Genomic DNA, 16,238 nt, shown 5'->3' with positions numbered 1-16,238 from the left:
TTTTTTTACTATTCTATCTAGCTATGTTTTAAGCTATGTTTTAAGAGGTTAATAACGGTTTAGCACAAATTGATTATAACAAACCGCCCAAAATACCTTCATTGCCACCGCGTCCGCCTGAGTTTGACCCCAGTAAACTTTGAATCCAGCCTTGGTAAGTATCACGGTTGCGCGAGCAAATCACTACTTTGCCCTGACCTGAGAACTTTAGTACCATGCCTTCGCCGCTCGTGACTGAATTGATGATATTGCCCAAAAAGCCTTTTTTCTGGCTGGTTGCCATTGATAGGCTATATTGCAGTCGGCTATCCCAGCATACCACGTGACCATTATCAATAATCACATCTTTATCAGTCGTGACATCAATCTCAAACAAAGAGCCAAACCCCGATACCACGAGCTGACCTTGACCTTGCGTTTGCATGACCATAAAGCCCCCCGTATCGCCAAATACAGCGCCGCCTAAATTGCGCTGTATATTGGCACGCAAATCAACGCCATTAGTCGCTGCCACAAAGGCACCGTCACTAAGCGTATACTGATTGGCACCGACGTCTAAGATTTGCATATCGCCATCAAGTGTGGGCGCGAGTAAGCAGTCACCCTCACCATTGACCGCTTCAATTTGCTGTTGAAAAATCGACTCGTCATTGGCAAATCGGCGCATCAAAGCTTGCATGATGCCGCCACGCATTTGACCTTTAAGCTCAAGATTTGACTCCATCATAACCATGGCATTGGATTCGCAATAAATCGAATCGCCTTTTTTGAGATTACAATGCAAAAATGGCTCAATCGTCCCAATCATACTAAACGTCGCTGCCATAGGTTAATGTATCCTTATAGACTAGGTGGCAAAAATGATAATAAAAGTAGCTGAACTTAAAAAAGCACTTAGGCTTAAAAAGTGCTCAAGCTTAAAAAGCGCTCAGGCTAGAAAAATGGTTATGCTGAAAAAAAGGGGCAAGCCGATGCCACCCCATTGTTAAAAAAATGTTAAAAATTTTTAGCCAAAAAACTAAACAGCAACGCCATATGACGCAGCCAATGGCCCTAAACCGCCAGCAAAACCTTGTCCAACCGCGCGGAATTTCCACTCGCCATTGTTTTTATAAAGCTCACCAAAAATCATCGCCGTCTCGGTGCTGCTGTCTTCTGACAAATCATAACGAGCCACTTCGGCGCCGCCTTGGGTATTCACGATGCGAATATAAGCGTTTGCTACTTGACCAAAGTTTTGGTTACGCGCTTGACCCTCATAAATCACCGCACAAAATACCACTTTGCTTACATCAGCTGGGACTTTAGACAAATCTACTTTGATGACTTCATCATCGCCATCGCCTTCACCGGTGCGGTTATCACCCGTATGCTCTACTGAGCCATCGGATGATTTTAGGTTGTTAAAGAAAATAAAATCTGCATCTGTTCGTACTTTACCCGATTCATTGACCAAAAACGCGACCGCGTCTAAGTCAAAGGCTTGCCCGTCAGTGGCACGTGGGTTCCAGCCAAGACCAACGGCCATGTTGGTTAAATTCGGTGCTTCCTTTGATAAATTAACATTACCACCTTTGGTTAAGCTAATTGCCATTGTTTTATCCTTTGTAATAAATTTTTGAAATCAAATAAGAAAATCGATGTCCGTTGTCATGCGCTGCGCCTTTCACGCTCAGACTACAAGTGCCTAGAACAAAAGCGCGCCCAGAATAAAAGACTCAAACACCGTAAAAAATCGCCTAAAAAAACAAAACGTGAGCCGAAACTCACGTTTTAACTATACCTTTGGTGGTAGAATTTGTCCACCATTCGGCTACATTAAGCTGTTATATTTATGTGTCAAAAGCTTAAGGGATATTAAGCTCAAGCCAGCATCCTAAATACCGCTACTCTTAGGCATGAGCCTCAGTCTGTTTAGCGCCTTTTAGCGTCTTTCAGTGTTTCGCCAAGGCTGCTTCGCGTTTACGGTAACTGATAGAGTTAATCACTGCCCATACGATAAAGGCAATCCCAATCAAACCCGTCACGATTTCTGGCACTTCGATATGCACAGTTGCCAATAGCATGATGACCGCCAACGCGCCAATCGCATAATGCGCGCCATGCTCTAGATAAACAAACTCATCAAGCGTGCCTTTTTCTACCAAGAAAATGGTCATGGATCGCACAAACATCGCACCAATTGCCAAACCGAGCATGATGATAATCACGTCATTGGTAATGGCAAACGCACCAATCACCCCATCAAAACTAAACGACGCATCGAGTACTTCTAGATACAAGAAACCTGCGATACCGCCTTTGGCAATCGCGCCCGCGACTTCTTTGCCTTCAATCACATCGGGGGTTGATTCATCATCATGACCCGCCCCTTCTAAAAGGCTTGATAACACATTGGTGGCTAGATAAATCAAAATACCAAATACCCCTGCGGTTAACACCACTGCTTTTTTGGCGTCTTCCACCCAATATAAGGCGGTCATTAGTAGTACCAAGGCGACAAACACGCTCATGGCATCGACTTTGCCAAATCGTGCCAATTTACGCTCTAACCATTCAAACCACATCACTTCTTTTTCATCAAAGATGAAGTTTAAAAAGACGAGCAACAAGAACATCCCACCAAATGCGGCAATCTCTGCATGATGCTCCATCAGTTTGGCAGAGTATTCTTTCGGGTTGTTGAGCGCCATGTTGATGACATCCATCATGCCCATATCGGCAGTCACCGCGACGATGACAATCGGGAATACCAGACGCATACCAAATACCGCGATAAGGATACCCACAGTCAAGAAAATCATTTTCCAAAACTTATCCCAGGTTTTGAGTACCGAGGCGTTAATCACGGCATTGTCAAACGACAGCGAGATTTCCATCACTGCCAGAATCAAGGTGATAAATAACGCTGAAAGCATGGCACTGACACCACCATGTGAAAAACCCCACCACGCTGCAATTGCCAATGCAATCGTGGTAAAGACAATATCAAAATAAAAATGTCTCATAACAATCCTACAAATTGAAAAAATTAACGGCTAATAAAGTCATCTAACGCGTAAGATGATTGGATGTGCCTATCTTACACAACTATTTGTTCAATCATACTACAAATGTGTTACCAAACAATTGATTGCACGCTTAAACCACGCATTATGGCAAATATTCGCCAACTTGATGCATTTATGGGTACAATAGCCACTTTTAATTTTTTAAACCAAGTGCTAACTGCAAAATATTGCGATTAGCCTGTGTTTAAACCCTGTTTGGAAGCGTCGCGGTATGTTAGAAAACTTTATCACCCTTGTTCTGATTCTTACCCCCTTGGTGGTCGGGTTTTTGCTGCCATTACCGCAACGATTCATGCCGCTGGTAGACAAGCTACTGACCAACTTGGTGTTTGTGATTTTAACCTTTATTGGTCTTTCGTTGTCGCAGATTCCTGACTTATGGGCGCAGATTGGGTTTATTGGCACCAATGTGGCGATATTGGCGATTTGTACCCTAGGGGCAGGTTTTATCAGTTTGCTGATATTTGACAGGCTGCATCCTTGGCAACGTGCCCTCCCCCATGAGCATAGCCAAGCAGGTTTTAGCATCACCGGAAGTCTCGTTCAGTTGGGCTGTGTGGTATTGGGTTTTGTACTAGGCAAATTATTGCCAATAACGGATTTGCCGATTGATGGCATCATCAAGGGCTTGTTGATTTTGCTGATTTTGTTGGTGGGTTTTCAGTTGTCGCATTCGGGGATGACGTTGCGGCAGGTATTGGTCAACAAACGCGGCGTACAAGCCTGTGTGATTTTTTGTCTCAGTGTGGCAGTCGGTGGTTTAGTGTATGCACTGATAATGCCTGATGTGACCTTCACCCAAGGCTTAGCGCTATCCTCTGGCTATGGCTGGTATTCGTTGTCGGGAATTATCATGACTGATGCGTATGGCGCAGTTTGGGGAAGTGTGGCATTGCTCAATGATTTGTTACGTGAGTTCACGGCGCTACTGTTTATCCCTATGCTGATTGGCAAATACCCCACCACGGCGGTGGGTTTAGGCGGGGTAACCACCATGGATTTTACTTTGCCGGTCATCCAAAGCTCAGGGGGGAATGAAGTAGTTCCGCTTGCCATGAGCTTTGGATTTTTGGTCAATATCATCTCACCGGTGTTAATGGTGGTATTTTCAAGTTTTGGCTAATCACACAATCAATACGCGCAAAACTCAACTTGTTGGTCGCCATACGGGCTGCGTACGGTCACATAATGCAGACCTTTCATGATAGATAAGTTTAGTAAAAAACATTTGTTTGTGTTATTAGCCCAATAAAAAACCCCGCTCATGTCGTCACACAATCGGGGTTTTCATATTCGCTAATACGATTATTTTTGCTAGTACAATTATTGGGCTAACGCAGGATAATCCGTATAGCCCTCTTGATCGCCACCATAAAAAGTGGCTGGGTTTGGTTGATTAAGCGGCGCATTTTGCTGAAAACGCTCAACCAAATCTGGATTTGCAATATAACTACGACCAAAAGCGACCGCATCAATTAAGCCATCACGAATTAGCGCGTCTGCTTTTTCTGCCGTATAGCCACCTGCACCGATAAGCACGCCGTGATAAGCATCACGAATTTGGCGACGGAATTCTGCGGTAAAGGGTTTTCCACCTGCCCAGTCTGGCTCAGAAATATGTAAATAGGCTAGGTTAAAGCTATCAATCAGTTTGATGATTGCTAATGCATCGTCTTCGCTACCGGCATCCACACCATTAAATTGACCCAGTGGCGAGATACGGATACCTACTTTGTCACTGTCAATGGCGTTAGTGACTGCGGTCAAAATTTCTTTCAAAAAGCGCATACGGTTCTCTAAGCTACCACCGTATTCATCGCTACGTTGGTTGACGCTCTCATACAAGAATTGATGAATCAAATACCCATGTGCACCGTGGATTTCAATAACATCCATGCCCGCTTCAATCGCATTACGCGCGGCGCTGGCAAAATCATCGACGGTTTGTTTGATTTCTGCGGTGGTCATCTCACGCGCTGGCGTGGCAGTCACACGGTATACTTTGCCTTCGTCATCTTTTAACGAGGTGCGTACCGCATCACCCAAATCCACGGTCGATGCTGATACAGGCGGCTGACCTTGTGGGCGTAAGCTATAATGCGATACTAGCCCCGTGTGCCATAGCTGCATAGCGATATGACCGCCTGCTTGGTGTACGCTATCAGCAATCATTTTCCAGCCTGCAATTTGTGCGTCACTAAAAACACCGGGCGCACCTGCGTAGCCTTTGGCATCGGCTGAGATATCAGTGGCTTCTGTGATAATCAAACCACTGCTAGCGCGCTGGGTATAATAGGTTGCCATGAGTGGCGTTGGCAAGCCACCAATATTTTTTGTTCCATTTGGCAAATCAGCACTACGCAGACGGGTCAATGGCGCCATAAAGACGCGGTTTGGCAAGCGCATCGCGCCCACGTTAATCGGTGATAGAAGAGCGGAGTAAGACATACATTCCTCGTGATTGTTGATTCATCTTTCGTTGAGTTATTGGACGCTGCTAGCTTCAAGTTATAACGAACTTGATAAAAAAATTGCTGCAGCATCCTTGTTTATAAGGATTTTAGACTTATATACGTTGCTAGCAAACGTCGTCACAGCATAATTTTCACAGGTTAATCTGCTGTTAGAAGCTTGAGCAAAGACTACGTTTTAGCAAGCATTTGTTTTACAAATCATTTGTTTTTAAAAAGCTTTTGCGAGTTTTAGACAAATTATTGCAATTGCTTTCACTATTTTATTCTATGATAGCGCTGTGTTTGAGCGTAACGTTTACTTAATAAGTGCCATGGTGCATTTTTACAAGTGGCAATGTATTAACAATAACAAATTCTTAAGGATCGGCATGAATAATTTCCAATATTACAACCCTGTGCGTATCGTATTTGGCGAAGGTCAAATCAAAGAACTCGCCAATCTTGTCCCTGACAATGCCCGTGTACTTATCACCTATGGCGGCAGCTCTGCCAAAAAAACCGGCACACTCGATGAGGTCAAAACCGCGCTACAAGGTAAACAACGTGAAATCTTTGAATTTGGCGGTATTGAGCCAAATCCAGAATTTAATACCTTGATGAAAGCCGTCGATATGGTACATGCCAATAACATTGACTTTTTGCTCGCTGTCGGTGGTGGCTCAGTACTTGATGGCACCAAATTTGTTGCATTGACTGCCACCTTAGATGACGACAAAGACCATGAAAAAGCGTGGGAAGCATTAAAAGGATATACCCGTGATATTCAAAATGCGCTACCGCTCGGCACTGTACTCACCATTCCTGCAACAGGCTCAGAGATGAATTCAGGCGGCGTTATCAACCATAGCGAGCGTCATGCCAAATTGCCTTTTGGTAACCCGCTAGTATTCCCGCAGTTTTCGATTCTTGACCCTGCCAAAACCTTAACGCTACCTGAGCGTCAAGTGATGAATGGCGTGGGCGATGCGTTTGTGCATGTGATGGAGCAGTATCTAACTTACCCAGTCAATGCCAAAGTCCAAGATAGTTTCTCTGAAAGTCTGCTCAAAATCTTGATTGAAGAAGGCCGTGCCGTCAAAGCCAACCCTAACGACATGGAAACGCGTAAGAACATCATGTGGACAGCGACAATGGCACTCAATGGTCTCATTGGCACTGGCGTACCACAAGACTGGACCACCCATATGATTGGGCATGAACTCACGTCCCTACACGGTGTTGACCACGCCCGCACCTTGACCATTGTATTGCCTGGGGTGATGCGTGAGCTCAAAGATAGCAAAAAAGACAAGCTGCTACAGTACGCCAAAAACGTTTGGCATATCACTGAAGGTAGCGATGAGGATAAAATCGAACAAGCGATTGTCAACACCGAAAACTTTTTCCGCGAGCTTGGCTTACCGGTGAGATTGTCAGATGCCGACCTTGATGCGTCTGCAATTGCGCCAATTTTAAGCCAATTAGAAGAACATAATATGGTCAAACTTGGTGAACATCGTAGCAATGATTTGGCAGTGTCTGAGCGGATTTTGCGCGCAGCGATTTGATGATATAAAAAATGGTATAAAAAAAGACCTAGCCATTTGCTAGGTCTTTTTTTGTGGTAGCAACAGTTAAAACCCGTTGGGATTTGCCAATTCATCATGCCCATCTTTATCAATCACTTTTGGCAGTGGCAATGCCATACCGACACTACTAGGCGTCTCTTGAATCACCACAGGCGGCGGCTGGTAACGGGTAATCACTTCATTGCCCTGCTCATCTTCGCTGAGCACATACTGGTAGCCTTTGCGATTAAAGCGTTTAACTAGCCTTTGATACCACCCTGCAAAACCTGTCGTGGGTTCGTTAGGGTTATGATAAAACGCATTCATCACTGCAGGTAGCCCAAGACCACATACCACGCCGGACATCAATACCACGATAAAGGTATAACCCACCAAAAAGCTGCTATAAGGCTGCAATTCTGGGACGTTAGAAACCGATAAAATCAACGCCAAAGAAATCGCCCCGCGTACCCCACCCCACGATAAAATCGTCAAACTGCCGTTATAACTGGTTTTTCGGACATCAGACAACAGGCTAAATGACGCAAAATTTGCCAAAAAACGGGATAAATGCAGACAAATAAATGCCACCACACCGCCCAAAATCAACGAGGTATTTAGCTCTAAAATAAACAGCTCCAGACCGATAAGGGTAAATAAAAATGAATTGATAATCCCCTCAATGGCGTGCCAAAAGTGATTCACATAGGTGATTTCACCTTCTTCTAAAATCTGGTGCCAACGGTTACCGACAATCAAGCCACCGACCACACAAGCAATCGGCGCGGAAGCATGGGCATATAATGCCACCAAATACGACCCACACGCCAAAAATGCCGTGGTCAAAATCAGTGACTCCATCTCGTGTTTACCGCTTAAGATACGCAGCGTCATTTGCCCAAAAAACCAACCAATAATCCCTGCGACCACGATTTCATACAATAACACTTCTACTGTGGTCACGATGCTAAAGCCATTGCCTTGCAGACCATGCAAAATAGTCATAAACAGCGCAATACACACCGCATCATTGAACAGCGACTCACCTTCTAGCTTAATCATCAAATGGCGCGGCGCTTTGATAGAGCTAAGCACGCCTTTAATGCCAATCGGGTCAGTCGCACCCAGTGCCGCGCCCAATAACAGCAATACTGCAAACGGGATATTTGCCCCTGTGAGCCACTGAAAGCCAAACATAAGGCTTGCAAAAAACAGCGCACACAGTGCCAATGCGATACTTGCCAAAATCCCAATCGGTTTCCAATAGTTTTTGAGATCGGACACCTTAAACGTCAGCGCCGATGACGTCAAAATAAAACAAATCACCCCATTGATTAAAAAATCGTAAAGATCGATATCACGCACCGCATTTTGGATACTGGTGATATTGATGGTAATAAACTCGTTGCCATTGAGCAGGCTTGCGCTCCACTGCAAAATAAAAACCAGTAGCGCCGACACAATGGGCACCCCAATGGCTTGTGGAAAGTCCAAAATCCGCTTGTTAAATAGCGTGGTAATGATGGACAAGGCACAAACGGCTGCAAAAATTTGTAAAAAAATAAAATTTCCCATAGGCGTTTTTTTAGCTCTTAATTCTATAAAACACTGTCACCAAAGCCATTTTTAGCCGTGACAAAGCAAAAATACTTCAACAAAAATAAAACCCTACCACAAACTGTGGTAGGGTTTTACCGTAAGCAATTGTTGGCGCAAATGCAAGCAATTTTTGTGATTAATATCTCTTAAACCGTGTTGGCGACATGATGCAGCCAGCGCTGAATCATCACATCAAGCGCTTCAGGCTTATAGGGCTTGGTACAGTAATCTTGCATACCCGCGTTAAGATATACTTCTTTGTCCCCATGCATGGCGTGTGCCGTCACTGCAATGATGGGCGGCAACTGATTGAACGACTGTTTGAGTATTTTGGTGGCTTCCACCCCATCCATGATGGGCATTTGATGATCCATCAAAATAATGTGATATTTGCTAGGGTCAGCTTTATAAAAATTGACGGCTTCTAACCCATCTTTGGCTCGGGTGACTTCATAGCCATATTTTTTTAGGCTTTTGACCGCGACCATGGCATTTAGCTCATTGTCTTCTGCTAGCAGAACATGGGCAGGCAGACGTTCTAGCGGTTGTATTTTGGTTTCATCATGACTTTGGTGCCACTGCTGATAGCTGATTTCATCAGTTGCTATCATTGGTAGAGATAGGGTAAAGGTCGAGCCTTTATTTTTTTCACTGGTTACCTTAATCGTGCCGCCCATCCCTTCTGCCAACGCTTTGCACACAGATAGCCCTAGCCCTGTACCCCCATATAAACGATGGGTAAACTTATCAGCTTGATTATACGCATCAAAAATCACTGCCAATGATTCAGGCTTGATGCCAACGCCCGTATCAATCACATTAAATTTGATTTGGTGCTTATCACAGTCATTCATGGCTTGAATGGTCACTTTACCCTGTTTTGCGGTAAATTTGATGGCGTTATTGACTAGATTCATTAAAATCTGTCGCAGGCGCACCGGATCGGTGTTGACATATTTGGGCAAGTTATCAGGGTAATCGAAGGTTAGTTCCACGCTGTTGTCTTTTGCAGGGGCTAAAAAGCATTGATACACGTCTTGGCATAGCTGTGCTAAATCAACGGGGATACTCTCAAAACGTATCTTACCTGATTCTACTTTGGATAAATCTAAAATATCGTTGACGATGGTAAGCAGATGCTCATTGGATGTTTTAATCGATTTGATATAGTGTTGCTGCTGCGTATCAAGCGGTGTCTGCTCAAGCAATTCAAGTATGCCCATGATACCATTCATCGGCGTGCGAATTTCATGGCTCATATTGGCCAAAAATGCGGTCTTTACCTCATCGGCGCGCTCAGCTTTGTAACGCTGCTGACGTAATTTTAAGGTATCACTGACCATCGCCGCCAAATCTGCTAGCACGTGTTGTTGATTGGCATCAAAATCTTGATGCGGCTGGTCGTCAATCACACACAGCGCACCCAAAGCAAATTCCCTACCTTGACTGTCGTGAACCAGGATGGGTGCACCAGCATAAAACCGAATATAAGGGTAACCGGTAACCAAAGGATTGTTTTTAAATCGGGTATCTTGGTGAGTATCGAGCGTGACAAAGGTGTCGTTTTGTGTAATGGTGTAATTGCAAAAAGCAACATCACGGCTGGTTGAAGGTTCTTTTAGACCAATTCTTGATTTAAAAAATTGTATATCAGCATCCAAAAAAGTAATGGCGACAATCTTAGTACCAAAAAATGCCTTAGCCAAAGCGCTAATACGCTCAAATTCGGCTTCTTTGTTCGTCTTGATGATATGGTACTCATCCAATACCGCTAGACGCTGTTTTTCATTGCTTGCTATAGGATATGATATCATCTCGTTAACACCGTCCTACTACGTGATAAAATTTAAACGCTGAGGTTATTTTAACGCTTCAGCAACCAACATCATCCCCACCACTGAGGTCACGGCAACGGCCGATCCATAACCACCACAATGCAAACCACCTGCTTGACAAGACTTATCAACAATCGGCGGCTGTGATGAAAACACACAACGGATACCGAATTTTTCTTTCATCGTACGATTGATACCATAATCTTGACGAAGTCGCTGTCTGACTTTAGCCAGTAACGGATCTTGGTAAGTATCCTTAAGATCTGCCACCTGAATTTGGGTCGGGTCCGTCTTACCACCTGCCCCACCCGCCATAATTAACTTTAATTTATTGAATCGGCAATGTAGCGCAAGCGCAAGCTTGGCATTCATATCGTCGACACAGTCTAACACCACAAGCTGTTTACCTGACTGTTTAAGCTGTGATTGCAAGGCACGATTAGGTATTAACAATTGTACGTTATCTTTGCTCAAAAAATCGTCAATCAAATGTAATTTGATATGGGGATTGATTTCTTTGATACGTGCTGCCATGGCTTCAATTTTGCTTTTACCAAAATTGCTATCGGTAGCGGGTAATTGTCGATTGACATTGGAAGCTACTAGCACATCCATGTCAATTAATGTCATCTCGCCCACACCTGTACGAGCCAGTCCCTCAGCTGCCCATGAGCCCACCCCGCCCACGCCCACTATATACGCATGCAGATTCTCAAACTTACTAAATTGCGCGGCACCATACAGTTTTTGGGTGCCCGCAAAACGGCGTTGGTATTGGGCATCAGTTAATGTCATATCAGGCGTCATTTCGGCTGTCATTGTCATGGTTTATCTTAATCTTGGTCAGGGTTTATATTCAATTTGTTTGGGATAGGATAATCCCAAGTGACTTGTAGTGCAGCGCAGCTATTTTGCCACAGCTGCTCGGCGAGCCGTGATTGATCTTTTTTCAATAAGTCTGATAACGCTGTCAACACGTACGGCAGATTGGCAGGTACATTGCGCCTACCGTGCGTCTCATGACAGGGCAGCGGTGTAAAGTCTGGGCAGTCCGTCTCAATCACAATAGCATCGAGCCCAATGGTTTTCACAAGCTCTGTAAGAGTGTGGCGCAGTTTTTTGGCATTCGGATTGGTCACTTGCCCGGTGATGCCGATTTTAAAGCCCAAATTGACCAGCGCTTTGGCTTCTTGGATGCCGCCACTAAAGCTATGGGCAATCCCGCCCTGGGTGAATTTTTGTGCTTTTAACATCTTAATCACATCGCCATGCGCGCGGCGAATATGTAGCAGCGCAGGCAGTTGGTAGTGTTTTGCCAATTCAAGTTGCTGACCAAAAAAATCTTGCTGCCTAGCGTAATTTTCCGCAGTTTTCATCGGTGCAGTAAAAGTATCAAGCCCGATTTCGCCAATCGCAATGGGTGAATATTGCTGGATAAACTGCTCTAGCCGCTGCAAATCGTTGTCTTTATGCTCCGTGATATAAAAAGGATGCAACCCAAAAGCTAAATGCGCCAAAGGTGTGGCTTTGCCTTGCTGCCCATAACCTTGCATTTGCTGTTGGCACGCCACCATTTGTGCAAAATACTTTGCTAAAAAGCCTATCAAAACCAGATGATGAACGCCATTATCCCATGCCAATTGTGATTGGATCTCGCGGTCATGATCGAAGCTATCCACATCAAAATGGGTATGCGTATCAATTAATGGTAATGGTAATGGCAAATCAAACGAGCAAGTCGGATCATTTATCATAGTCATATCATTTCAAATACTGTGGTTTGACATTGCCGTTTAGCTCGCTGTAAGGCACCGTCAATTGCGGTGCAGCCCACGCACGTCATCTATTTATCCTTTATTTGTTATCTGCCCATAGCTTTACATAAAAACTTTAGCCATTGTTTTAGTTATGGTTATCCTGCTCAGTATTTTTATTGATAGGCGGCTCAAGTTTATTTGTAGCGGATAGACTTTTAGGGGACTTGGTAACTTTATCAGCCTGTGGACTACTGCGTCTAGGTATCAACAATAAAGCTGTCGCAGCAACCCCTAGTTTAATCACCCTCGACATTCTCATACCTTCCTTTCCCTGCCTTAGTTTTTCAACCTTAGCTTTTAACAGTAATGCCATAAAAAAACCCATCAGTCGATACCCGTTTAATGGTGGACTAATGGGCTGTTTTCAAATGCCGTTATGTATATAGCTGTTATATGATAACGTAATTTTATAAGTAATTGATAAGTTTTAGAATTTTTTACCCAATACTTTAGCAGCTAGCTCTTTACCCATGGTAAATGCGGTAGTCTTGGCAGATTTCGTGCCATTTGAATTTACCGCAGCATTGTCAGCAGGCTCATTGTCAACCGGTGCCGGATTATTTGCTTGGTTTCCGGCCTTGTTTTCAATGGTCGGCTGGGTTTTGTTACGACCTTTTAACATATAGTAAGCGGCACCAAGTACGCCAAGTTTAATAAGGTTTGATTTGTTTACACCATTGGGAAATTGCATAGTATCCTCACTATTGTTGTAGTTGTTAAAATTTTAAATTATTTAAATTAGTAGTTATCGCTAATGGGTTTATTGTAGCCAAAATTTAAACGTTTTACTAAAGTAATTAGGTTACCAATATTTATTGTTTGCACTCATTGGGTTATCGTTTGGTAAATTGGGTAAAATCCTTTTAAGGTTGAAAAAAGCTGACAGGGTTTGTCAGCTTTTCTGCAGTTATCACCATGAATGTATCAATGCTCACGGGTGGCGCTAAAGGTGATTTCTGGATAACGCTCTTGCATCAATTTAAGATTAACCCGGCTTGGGGCAAGATAGGTCAAATACCCACCACCATCGACCGATAACTGGTCGTGGGCTTTTTTCTTAAACTTCTCAAACGCCACTTTATCATCACAATGCACCCAGCGCACCGTCGCAATCGACACAGGCTCAAAGGTACATTGCACTTTATATTCTTCAAGGAGGCGATGCGCGACCACTTCAAACTGTAGCACCCCTACCGCGCCCAAAATCAAATCATTGTTGATTTGCGGCATAAATACTTGGGTGGCACCTTCTTCTGATAGCTGCTGTAGACCTTTTTGCAGTTGTTTTGACTTAAGCGGGTCTTTAAGTACCACACGGCGAAACAATTCTGGCGCAAAGTGGGGAATGCCTGTGAAGTTTAAAGTTTCACCTTCGGTAAAGCTATCGCCAATTTGGATGGTGCCGTGATTATGTAAGCCGATGATATCACCCGAATACGCTTCTTCCAGCGCTTCGCGGTCACCTGCCAAAAACGTCAAGGCATCTGAAATGCGTACTTCTTTGCCCAAGCGCACATGTTTCATTTTCATGCCTTTTTCGTACTTGCCTGAACACACCCGCATAAAGGCAATACGGTCACGGTGTTTTGGGTCCATGTTGGCTTGAATTTTAAAGACAAAGCCGGAGAATTTTTCTTCATCGGCTTTGACAGTGCGTTCGACTGTGTCATGGTCTTTAGGTGCTGGGGCGTATTGGGTCAGTACATCAAGCACCATGTTAATGCCAAAGTTACCCAACGCAGTACCGAACAGCACAGGCGTTTGTTTACCGGTCAAAAATTCATCGACATCCCAATCCTCATGTGCCATTTTTGCAAGCTCTAGGCTTTCTTCAAATTCACGGAAGGCAATTTCACCGATTCTCTCGCGGACGTCTGGATAGTCATAGCCGTCACGGCTCTCAATCTCGACAATCTCAGTACCATGACCTTTTTGATAAAAGTAGGTTTTATCCTCGCTGATGTTGTACACCCCAACAAAGTGCTGACCTGTACCAATCGGCCACGTCATCGGCACACATTGGATTTTTAGGACGTTTTCAATTTCATCAAGCAGTGATAACGGGTCACGGATTTCGCGGTCAAGCTTGTTGACAAATGAGATAATCGGCGTGTCACGCATCCGACATACTTCCATCAGCTTGATAGTTCGTTCTTCGACCCCTTTTGCCCCATCAATCACCATCAGTGCGCTGTCCACAGCAGTTAAGGTACGATAGGTATCTTCTGAAAAGTCGGCGTGACCTGGGGTATCTAGCAGATTGACCATGTTGTCGGCATAGGGAAACTGCATCACAGAGGTGGTAATCGAGATACCACGCTCTTGCTCCATGCTCATCCAGTCAGATGTTGCGTGTTTGTCGGTTTTGCGTGATTTGACTTCACCTGCGCGCTGAATTGCTTGCCCCCACAGCAGTAATTTTTCGGTCATGGTGGTTTTACCGGCATCGGGGTGCGAGATAATAGCAAAAGTGCGGCGTTTAGCGATTTCAGAATGTAGTGACATAGTGTTTGACTTATTTGACTTAAAAGTAGCGAGGCTTGATAACTGATAAAAGAAAGAATAAAAAATATGGCATATTGTAGCCGATTTTACGTTTGATTGCGATTTTCATGGGTGATTATTGCGCATTGTGCGCGCGATTTTGACAAAATTTTGTCATAAATCTAATACTTTAATCACTAAAATTGTGTTAGTTTTATCTCATCTTTTTTTACCTTATTAAGATGTTATTTATGACCGCTGAACCACTTGGCAACAATCCTGAACCCGCACTTGAAAATAAAAACAAAGTTTCGACCAGTGCTCATTTGAGCGATTCTTTTTTGACCAACGATCGGTTACAGTGGTCAGATATGAAAAGTTTTTTGTTAGCGATTAGCAGTGTGATTGTTGTCTGGCTGCCTGTGCTATTGCTCCACCTGACTTTAGTGCTTTTTGCCACCTTAATTACTTATGCACTGATTCGCGGCATTGCTGGTTGGATTCATCGGCATGTCATTGCCTATGTGCATAGCGCCTCGCGTCAGCAGCGTATGGGTAAAGTCGCAGAATGGTTTGCTATTGCCATTTTGGCGACTTTGATTTCACTTACTGTGTATGTATTTGGCGATTGGATTGCTGATAAAGCCAGTGTTGATGTCTTTAATAAGCTTATCCGACAGATATTGGACATATTTGACCAGCTTCATACCCTACTACCCGCAAGTATCTCTCAGCATCTACCCATTTCGGTCAGTTCATTTCAAGCTATGCTCATGAGTACTATCAAAAGTCATGCGCCACAACTACAGCTAGTGGGTATTCATACGTTACGCGGGCTTGGTTATGTGCTAGCGGGTGTCGTGATTGGTTGTATTGTGGCATTGCAAGTACCTGTGAATAGTGCAGCGCATAAAACCCCATTTACCCAGCATTTGCGCCAAAAATTTGATGAACTTATCATGGGGTTTAATGATGTGTTTTTTGCACAAGTCAAAATCTCTAGTATCAATACCATCTTAACCTCGGTGTTTTTGCTAGGCATATTACCGCTACTCGGTCATCCGCTACCGATGGCTTGGACCGTTGTGCTTATCACCTTTTGCGCAGGGCTATTCCCTGTCGTTGGTAATTTGGTCTCAAACATTGTTATCGTTTTGCTCAGCCTCACTCACGGGCTTGGCATCAGCATTTTATCGCTTGTGTGGTTGGTGAGCATTCATAAACTTGAATACTTTTTAAATGCGCAAATCATTGGTCACAAAATCCGAGCGTCTGCTTGGGAATTGTTGTTATTTATTTTGGTGCTTGAAGCAACGTTTGGGTTAGCGGGACTGATCAGCGCGCCAGTGATTTATGCCCAAATCAAACGCATTTTGGCAGATAGGGGCTGGGTTATTTGACTTCCTCCCCT

At 44.1% G+C, this 16,238-nt stretch carries 14 protein-coding genes; 3 read left to right on the top strand and 11 right to left on the bottom strand.

The annotated features are described in order from the left end of the window. Window positions 1-73: 73 nt before the first annotated feature. The 3 genes from RTP55_RS01890 to RTP55_RS01880 form a co-directional block, all read right to left on the bottom strand. Window positions 74-826: a TIGR00266 family protein gene (locus RTP55_RS01890; protein ID WP_282841822.1), complete on the bottom strand. Its 753-nt coding sequence runs from the start codon at window positions 824-826 to the stop codon at window positions 74-76. A 192-nt stretch (window positions 827-1,018) separates the two neighbouring features. Continuing rightward, window positions 1,019-1,594: a TerD family protein gene (locus tag RTP55_RS01885; protein ID WP_312383776.1), complete on the bottom strand. Its 576-nt coding sequence runs from the start codon at window positions 1,592-1,594 to the stop codon at window positions 1,019-1,021. Window positions 1,595-1,934: 340 nt separating this feature from the next. After that, the gene (locus tag RTP55_RS01880; RefSeq protein WP_312383774.1) at window positions 1,935-3,008 is read right to left on the bottom strand and encodes a DUF475 domain-containing protein; all 1,074 of its coding nucleotides are present in this window, start codon (window positions 3,006-3,008) and stop codon (window positions 1,935-1,937) included. Between the two features lie 274 nt (window positions 3,009-3,282). Here RTP55_RS01880 and RTP55_RS01875 point away from each other — a divergent pair, with 274 nt between their 5' ends. Further along, window positions 3,283-4,194: a LysO family transporter gene (locus RTP55_RS01875; RefSeq protein ID WP_050325433.1), complete on the top strand. Its 912-nt coding sequence runs from the start codon at window positions 3,283-3,285 to the stop codon at window positions 4,192-4,194. A gap of 200 nt (window positions 4,195-4,394) precedes the next feature. On the opposite strand, the gene nemA is transcribed toward RTP55_RS01875, so the two are convergent. After that, a complete protein-coding gene (gene nemA / locus RTP55_RS01870; RefSeq protein WP_076775105.1) occupies window positions 4,395-5,519 on the bottom strand; it encodes an N-ethylmaleimide reductase in 1,125 nt (374 codons plus the stop codon). 394 nt (window positions 5,520-5,913) lie between these two features. Between nemA and RTP55_RS01865 the strand changes: the two genes are divergently transcribed. After that, window positions 5,914-7,092 carry an iron-containing alcohol dehydrogenase gene (locus RTP55_RS01865; RefSeq protein WP_312383772.1) on the top strand — a complete coding sequence of 393 codons (1,179 nt, stop codon included), beginning with the start codon at window positions 5,914-5,916 and terminating at the stop codon, window positions 7,090-7,092. Between the two features lie 66 nt (window positions 7,093-7,158). On the opposite strand, the gene RTP55_RS01860 is transcribed toward RTP55_RS01865, so the two are convergent. The 7 genes from RTP55_RS01860 to RTP55_RS01830 form a co-directional block, all read right to left on the bottom strand. Further along, entirely contained in the window at window positions 7,159-8,667 is a 1,509-nt protein-coding gene (locus RTP55_RS01860; RefSeq protein WP_312383771.1) for a cation:proton antiporter, read from the bottom strand. Window positions 8,668-8,837: 170 nt separating this feature from the next. Next, a complete protein-coding gene (locus RTP55_RS01855; RefSeq protein ID WP_312383770.1) occupies window positions 8,838-10,505 on the bottom strand; it encodes a GAF domain-containing hybrid sensor histidine kinase/response regulator in 1,668 nt (555 codons plus the stop codon). A gap of 45 nt (window positions 10,506-10,550) precedes the next feature. Further along, window positions 10,551-11,351 (bottom strand): tRNA threonylcarbamoyladenosine dehydratase, encoded by an 801-nt coding sequence (locus RTP55_RS01850; RefSeq protein ID WP_472796108.1) that lies wholly within the window; start codon window positions 11,349-11,351, stop codon window positions 10,551-10,553. A gap of 8 nt (window positions 11,352-11,359) precedes the next feature. Further along, entirely contained in the window at window positions 11,360-12,280 is a 921-nt protein-coding gene (locus tag RTP55_RS01845) for a TatD family hydrolase (protein WP_312383768.1), read from the bottom strand. Window positions 12,281-12,428: 148 nt separating this feature from the next. Then, window positions 12,429-12,656, bottom strand: coding sequence for a hypothetical protein (locus tag RTP55_RS01840; RefSeq protein WP_312383767.1), 228 nt, complete (start codon window positions 12,654-12,656; stop codon window positions 12,429-12,431). A gap of 114 nt (window positions 12,657-12,770) precedes the next feature. Beyond that, complete coding sequence (locus tag RTP55_RS01835) at window positions 12,771-13,034, bottom strand: hypothetical protein (protein ID WP_312383766.1); 264 nt, start codon at window positions 13,032-13,034, stop codon at window positions 12,771-12,773. 233 nt (window positions 13,035-13,267) lie between these two features. Then, a complete protein-coding gene (locus RTP55_RS01830) occupies window positions 13,268-14,848 on the bottom strand; it encodes a peptide chain release factor 3 (RefSeq protein WP_050325426.1) in 1,581 nt (526 codons plus the stop codon). Window positions 14,849-15,078: 230 nt separating this feature from the next. Here RTP55_RS01830 and RTP55_RS01825 point away from each other — a divergent pair, with 230 nt between their 5' ends. Then, complete coding sequence (locus tag RTP55_RS01825; protein WP_172823606.1) at window positions 15,079-16,227, top strand: AI-2E family transporter; 1,149 nt, start codon at window positions 15,079-15,081, stop codon at window positions 16,225-16,227. The last annotated feature ends 11 nt before the right edge of the window (window positions 16,228-16,238 follow it).

Source organism: Moraxella sp. CTOTU47579 (genome assembly GCF_032004885.1).
Lineage (GTDB): Bacteria > Pseudomonadota > Gammaproteobacteria > Pseudomonadales > Moraxellaceae > Faucicola > Faucicola tetraodonis.
The sequence above is the reverse complement of the archived record's forward strand: the minus strand, read 5'-3'. Positions and strand labels throughout refer to the sequence as shown.

What these genes read in the sequence shown, in the direction of transcription:
- RTP55_RS01890 (WP_282841822.1), bottom strand. Translation starts at nt 826, where the DNA reads ATGGCAGCGACGTTTAGTATGATTGGGACGATTGAGCCATTTTTGCAT.
- RTP55_RS01885 (WP_312383776.1), bottom strand. Translation starts at nt 1,594, where the DNA reads ATGGCAATTAGCTTAACCAAAGGTGGTAATGTTAATTTATCAAAGGAA.
- RTP55_RS01880 (WP_312383774.1), bottom strand. Translation starts at nt 3,008, where the DNA reads ATGAGACATTTTTATTTTGATATTGTCTTTACCACGATTGCATTGGCA.
- RTP55_RS01875 (WP_050325433.1), top strand. Translation starts at nt 3,283, where the DNA reads ATGTTAGAAAACTTTATCACCCTTGTTCTGATTCTTACCCCCTTGGTG.
- nemA (WP_076775105.1), bottom strand. Translation starts at nt 5,519, where the DNA reads ATGTCTTACTCCGCTCTTCTATCACCGATTAACGTGGGCGCGATGCGC.
- RTP55_RS01865 (WP_312383772.1), top strand. Translation starts at nt 5,914, where the DNA reads ATGAATAATTTCCAATATTACAACCCTGTGCGTATCGTATTTGGCGAA.
- RTP55_RS01860 (WP_312383771.1), bottom strand. Translation starts at nt 8,667, where the DNA reads ATGGGAAATTTTATTTTTTTACAAATTTTTGCAGCCGTTTGTGCCTTG.
- RTP55_RS01855 (WP_312383770.1), bottom strand. Translation starts at nt 10,505, where the DNA reads ATGATATCATATCCTATAGCAAGCAATGAAAAACAGCGTCTAGCGGTA.
- RTP55_RS01850 (WP_472796108.1), bottom strand. Translation starts at nt 11,351, where the DNA reads ATGACAATGACAGCCGAAATGACGCCTGATATGACATTAACTGATGCC.
- RTP55_RS01845 (WP_312383768.1), bottom strand. Translation starts at nt 12,280, where the DNA reads ATGATAAATGATCCGACTTGCTCGTTTGATTTGCCATTACCATTACCA.
- RTP55_RS01840 (WP_312383767.1), bottom strand. Translation starts at nt 12,656, where the DNA reads ATGGCATTACTGTTAAAAGCTAAGGTTGAAAAACTAAGGCAGGGAAAG.
- RTP55_RS01835 (WP_312383766.1), bottom strand. Translation starts at nt 13,034, where the DNA reads ATGCAATTTCCCAATGGTGTAAACAAATCAAACCTTATTAAACTTGGC.
- RTP55_RS01830 (WP_050325426.1), bottom strand. Translation starts at nt 14,848, where the DNA reads ATGTCACTACATTCTGAAATCGCTAAACGCCGCACTTTTGCTATTATC.
- RTP55_RS01825 (WP_172823606.1), top strand. Translation starts at nt 15,079, where the DNA reads ATGACCGCTGAACCACTTGGCAACAATCCTGAACCCGCACTTGAAAAT.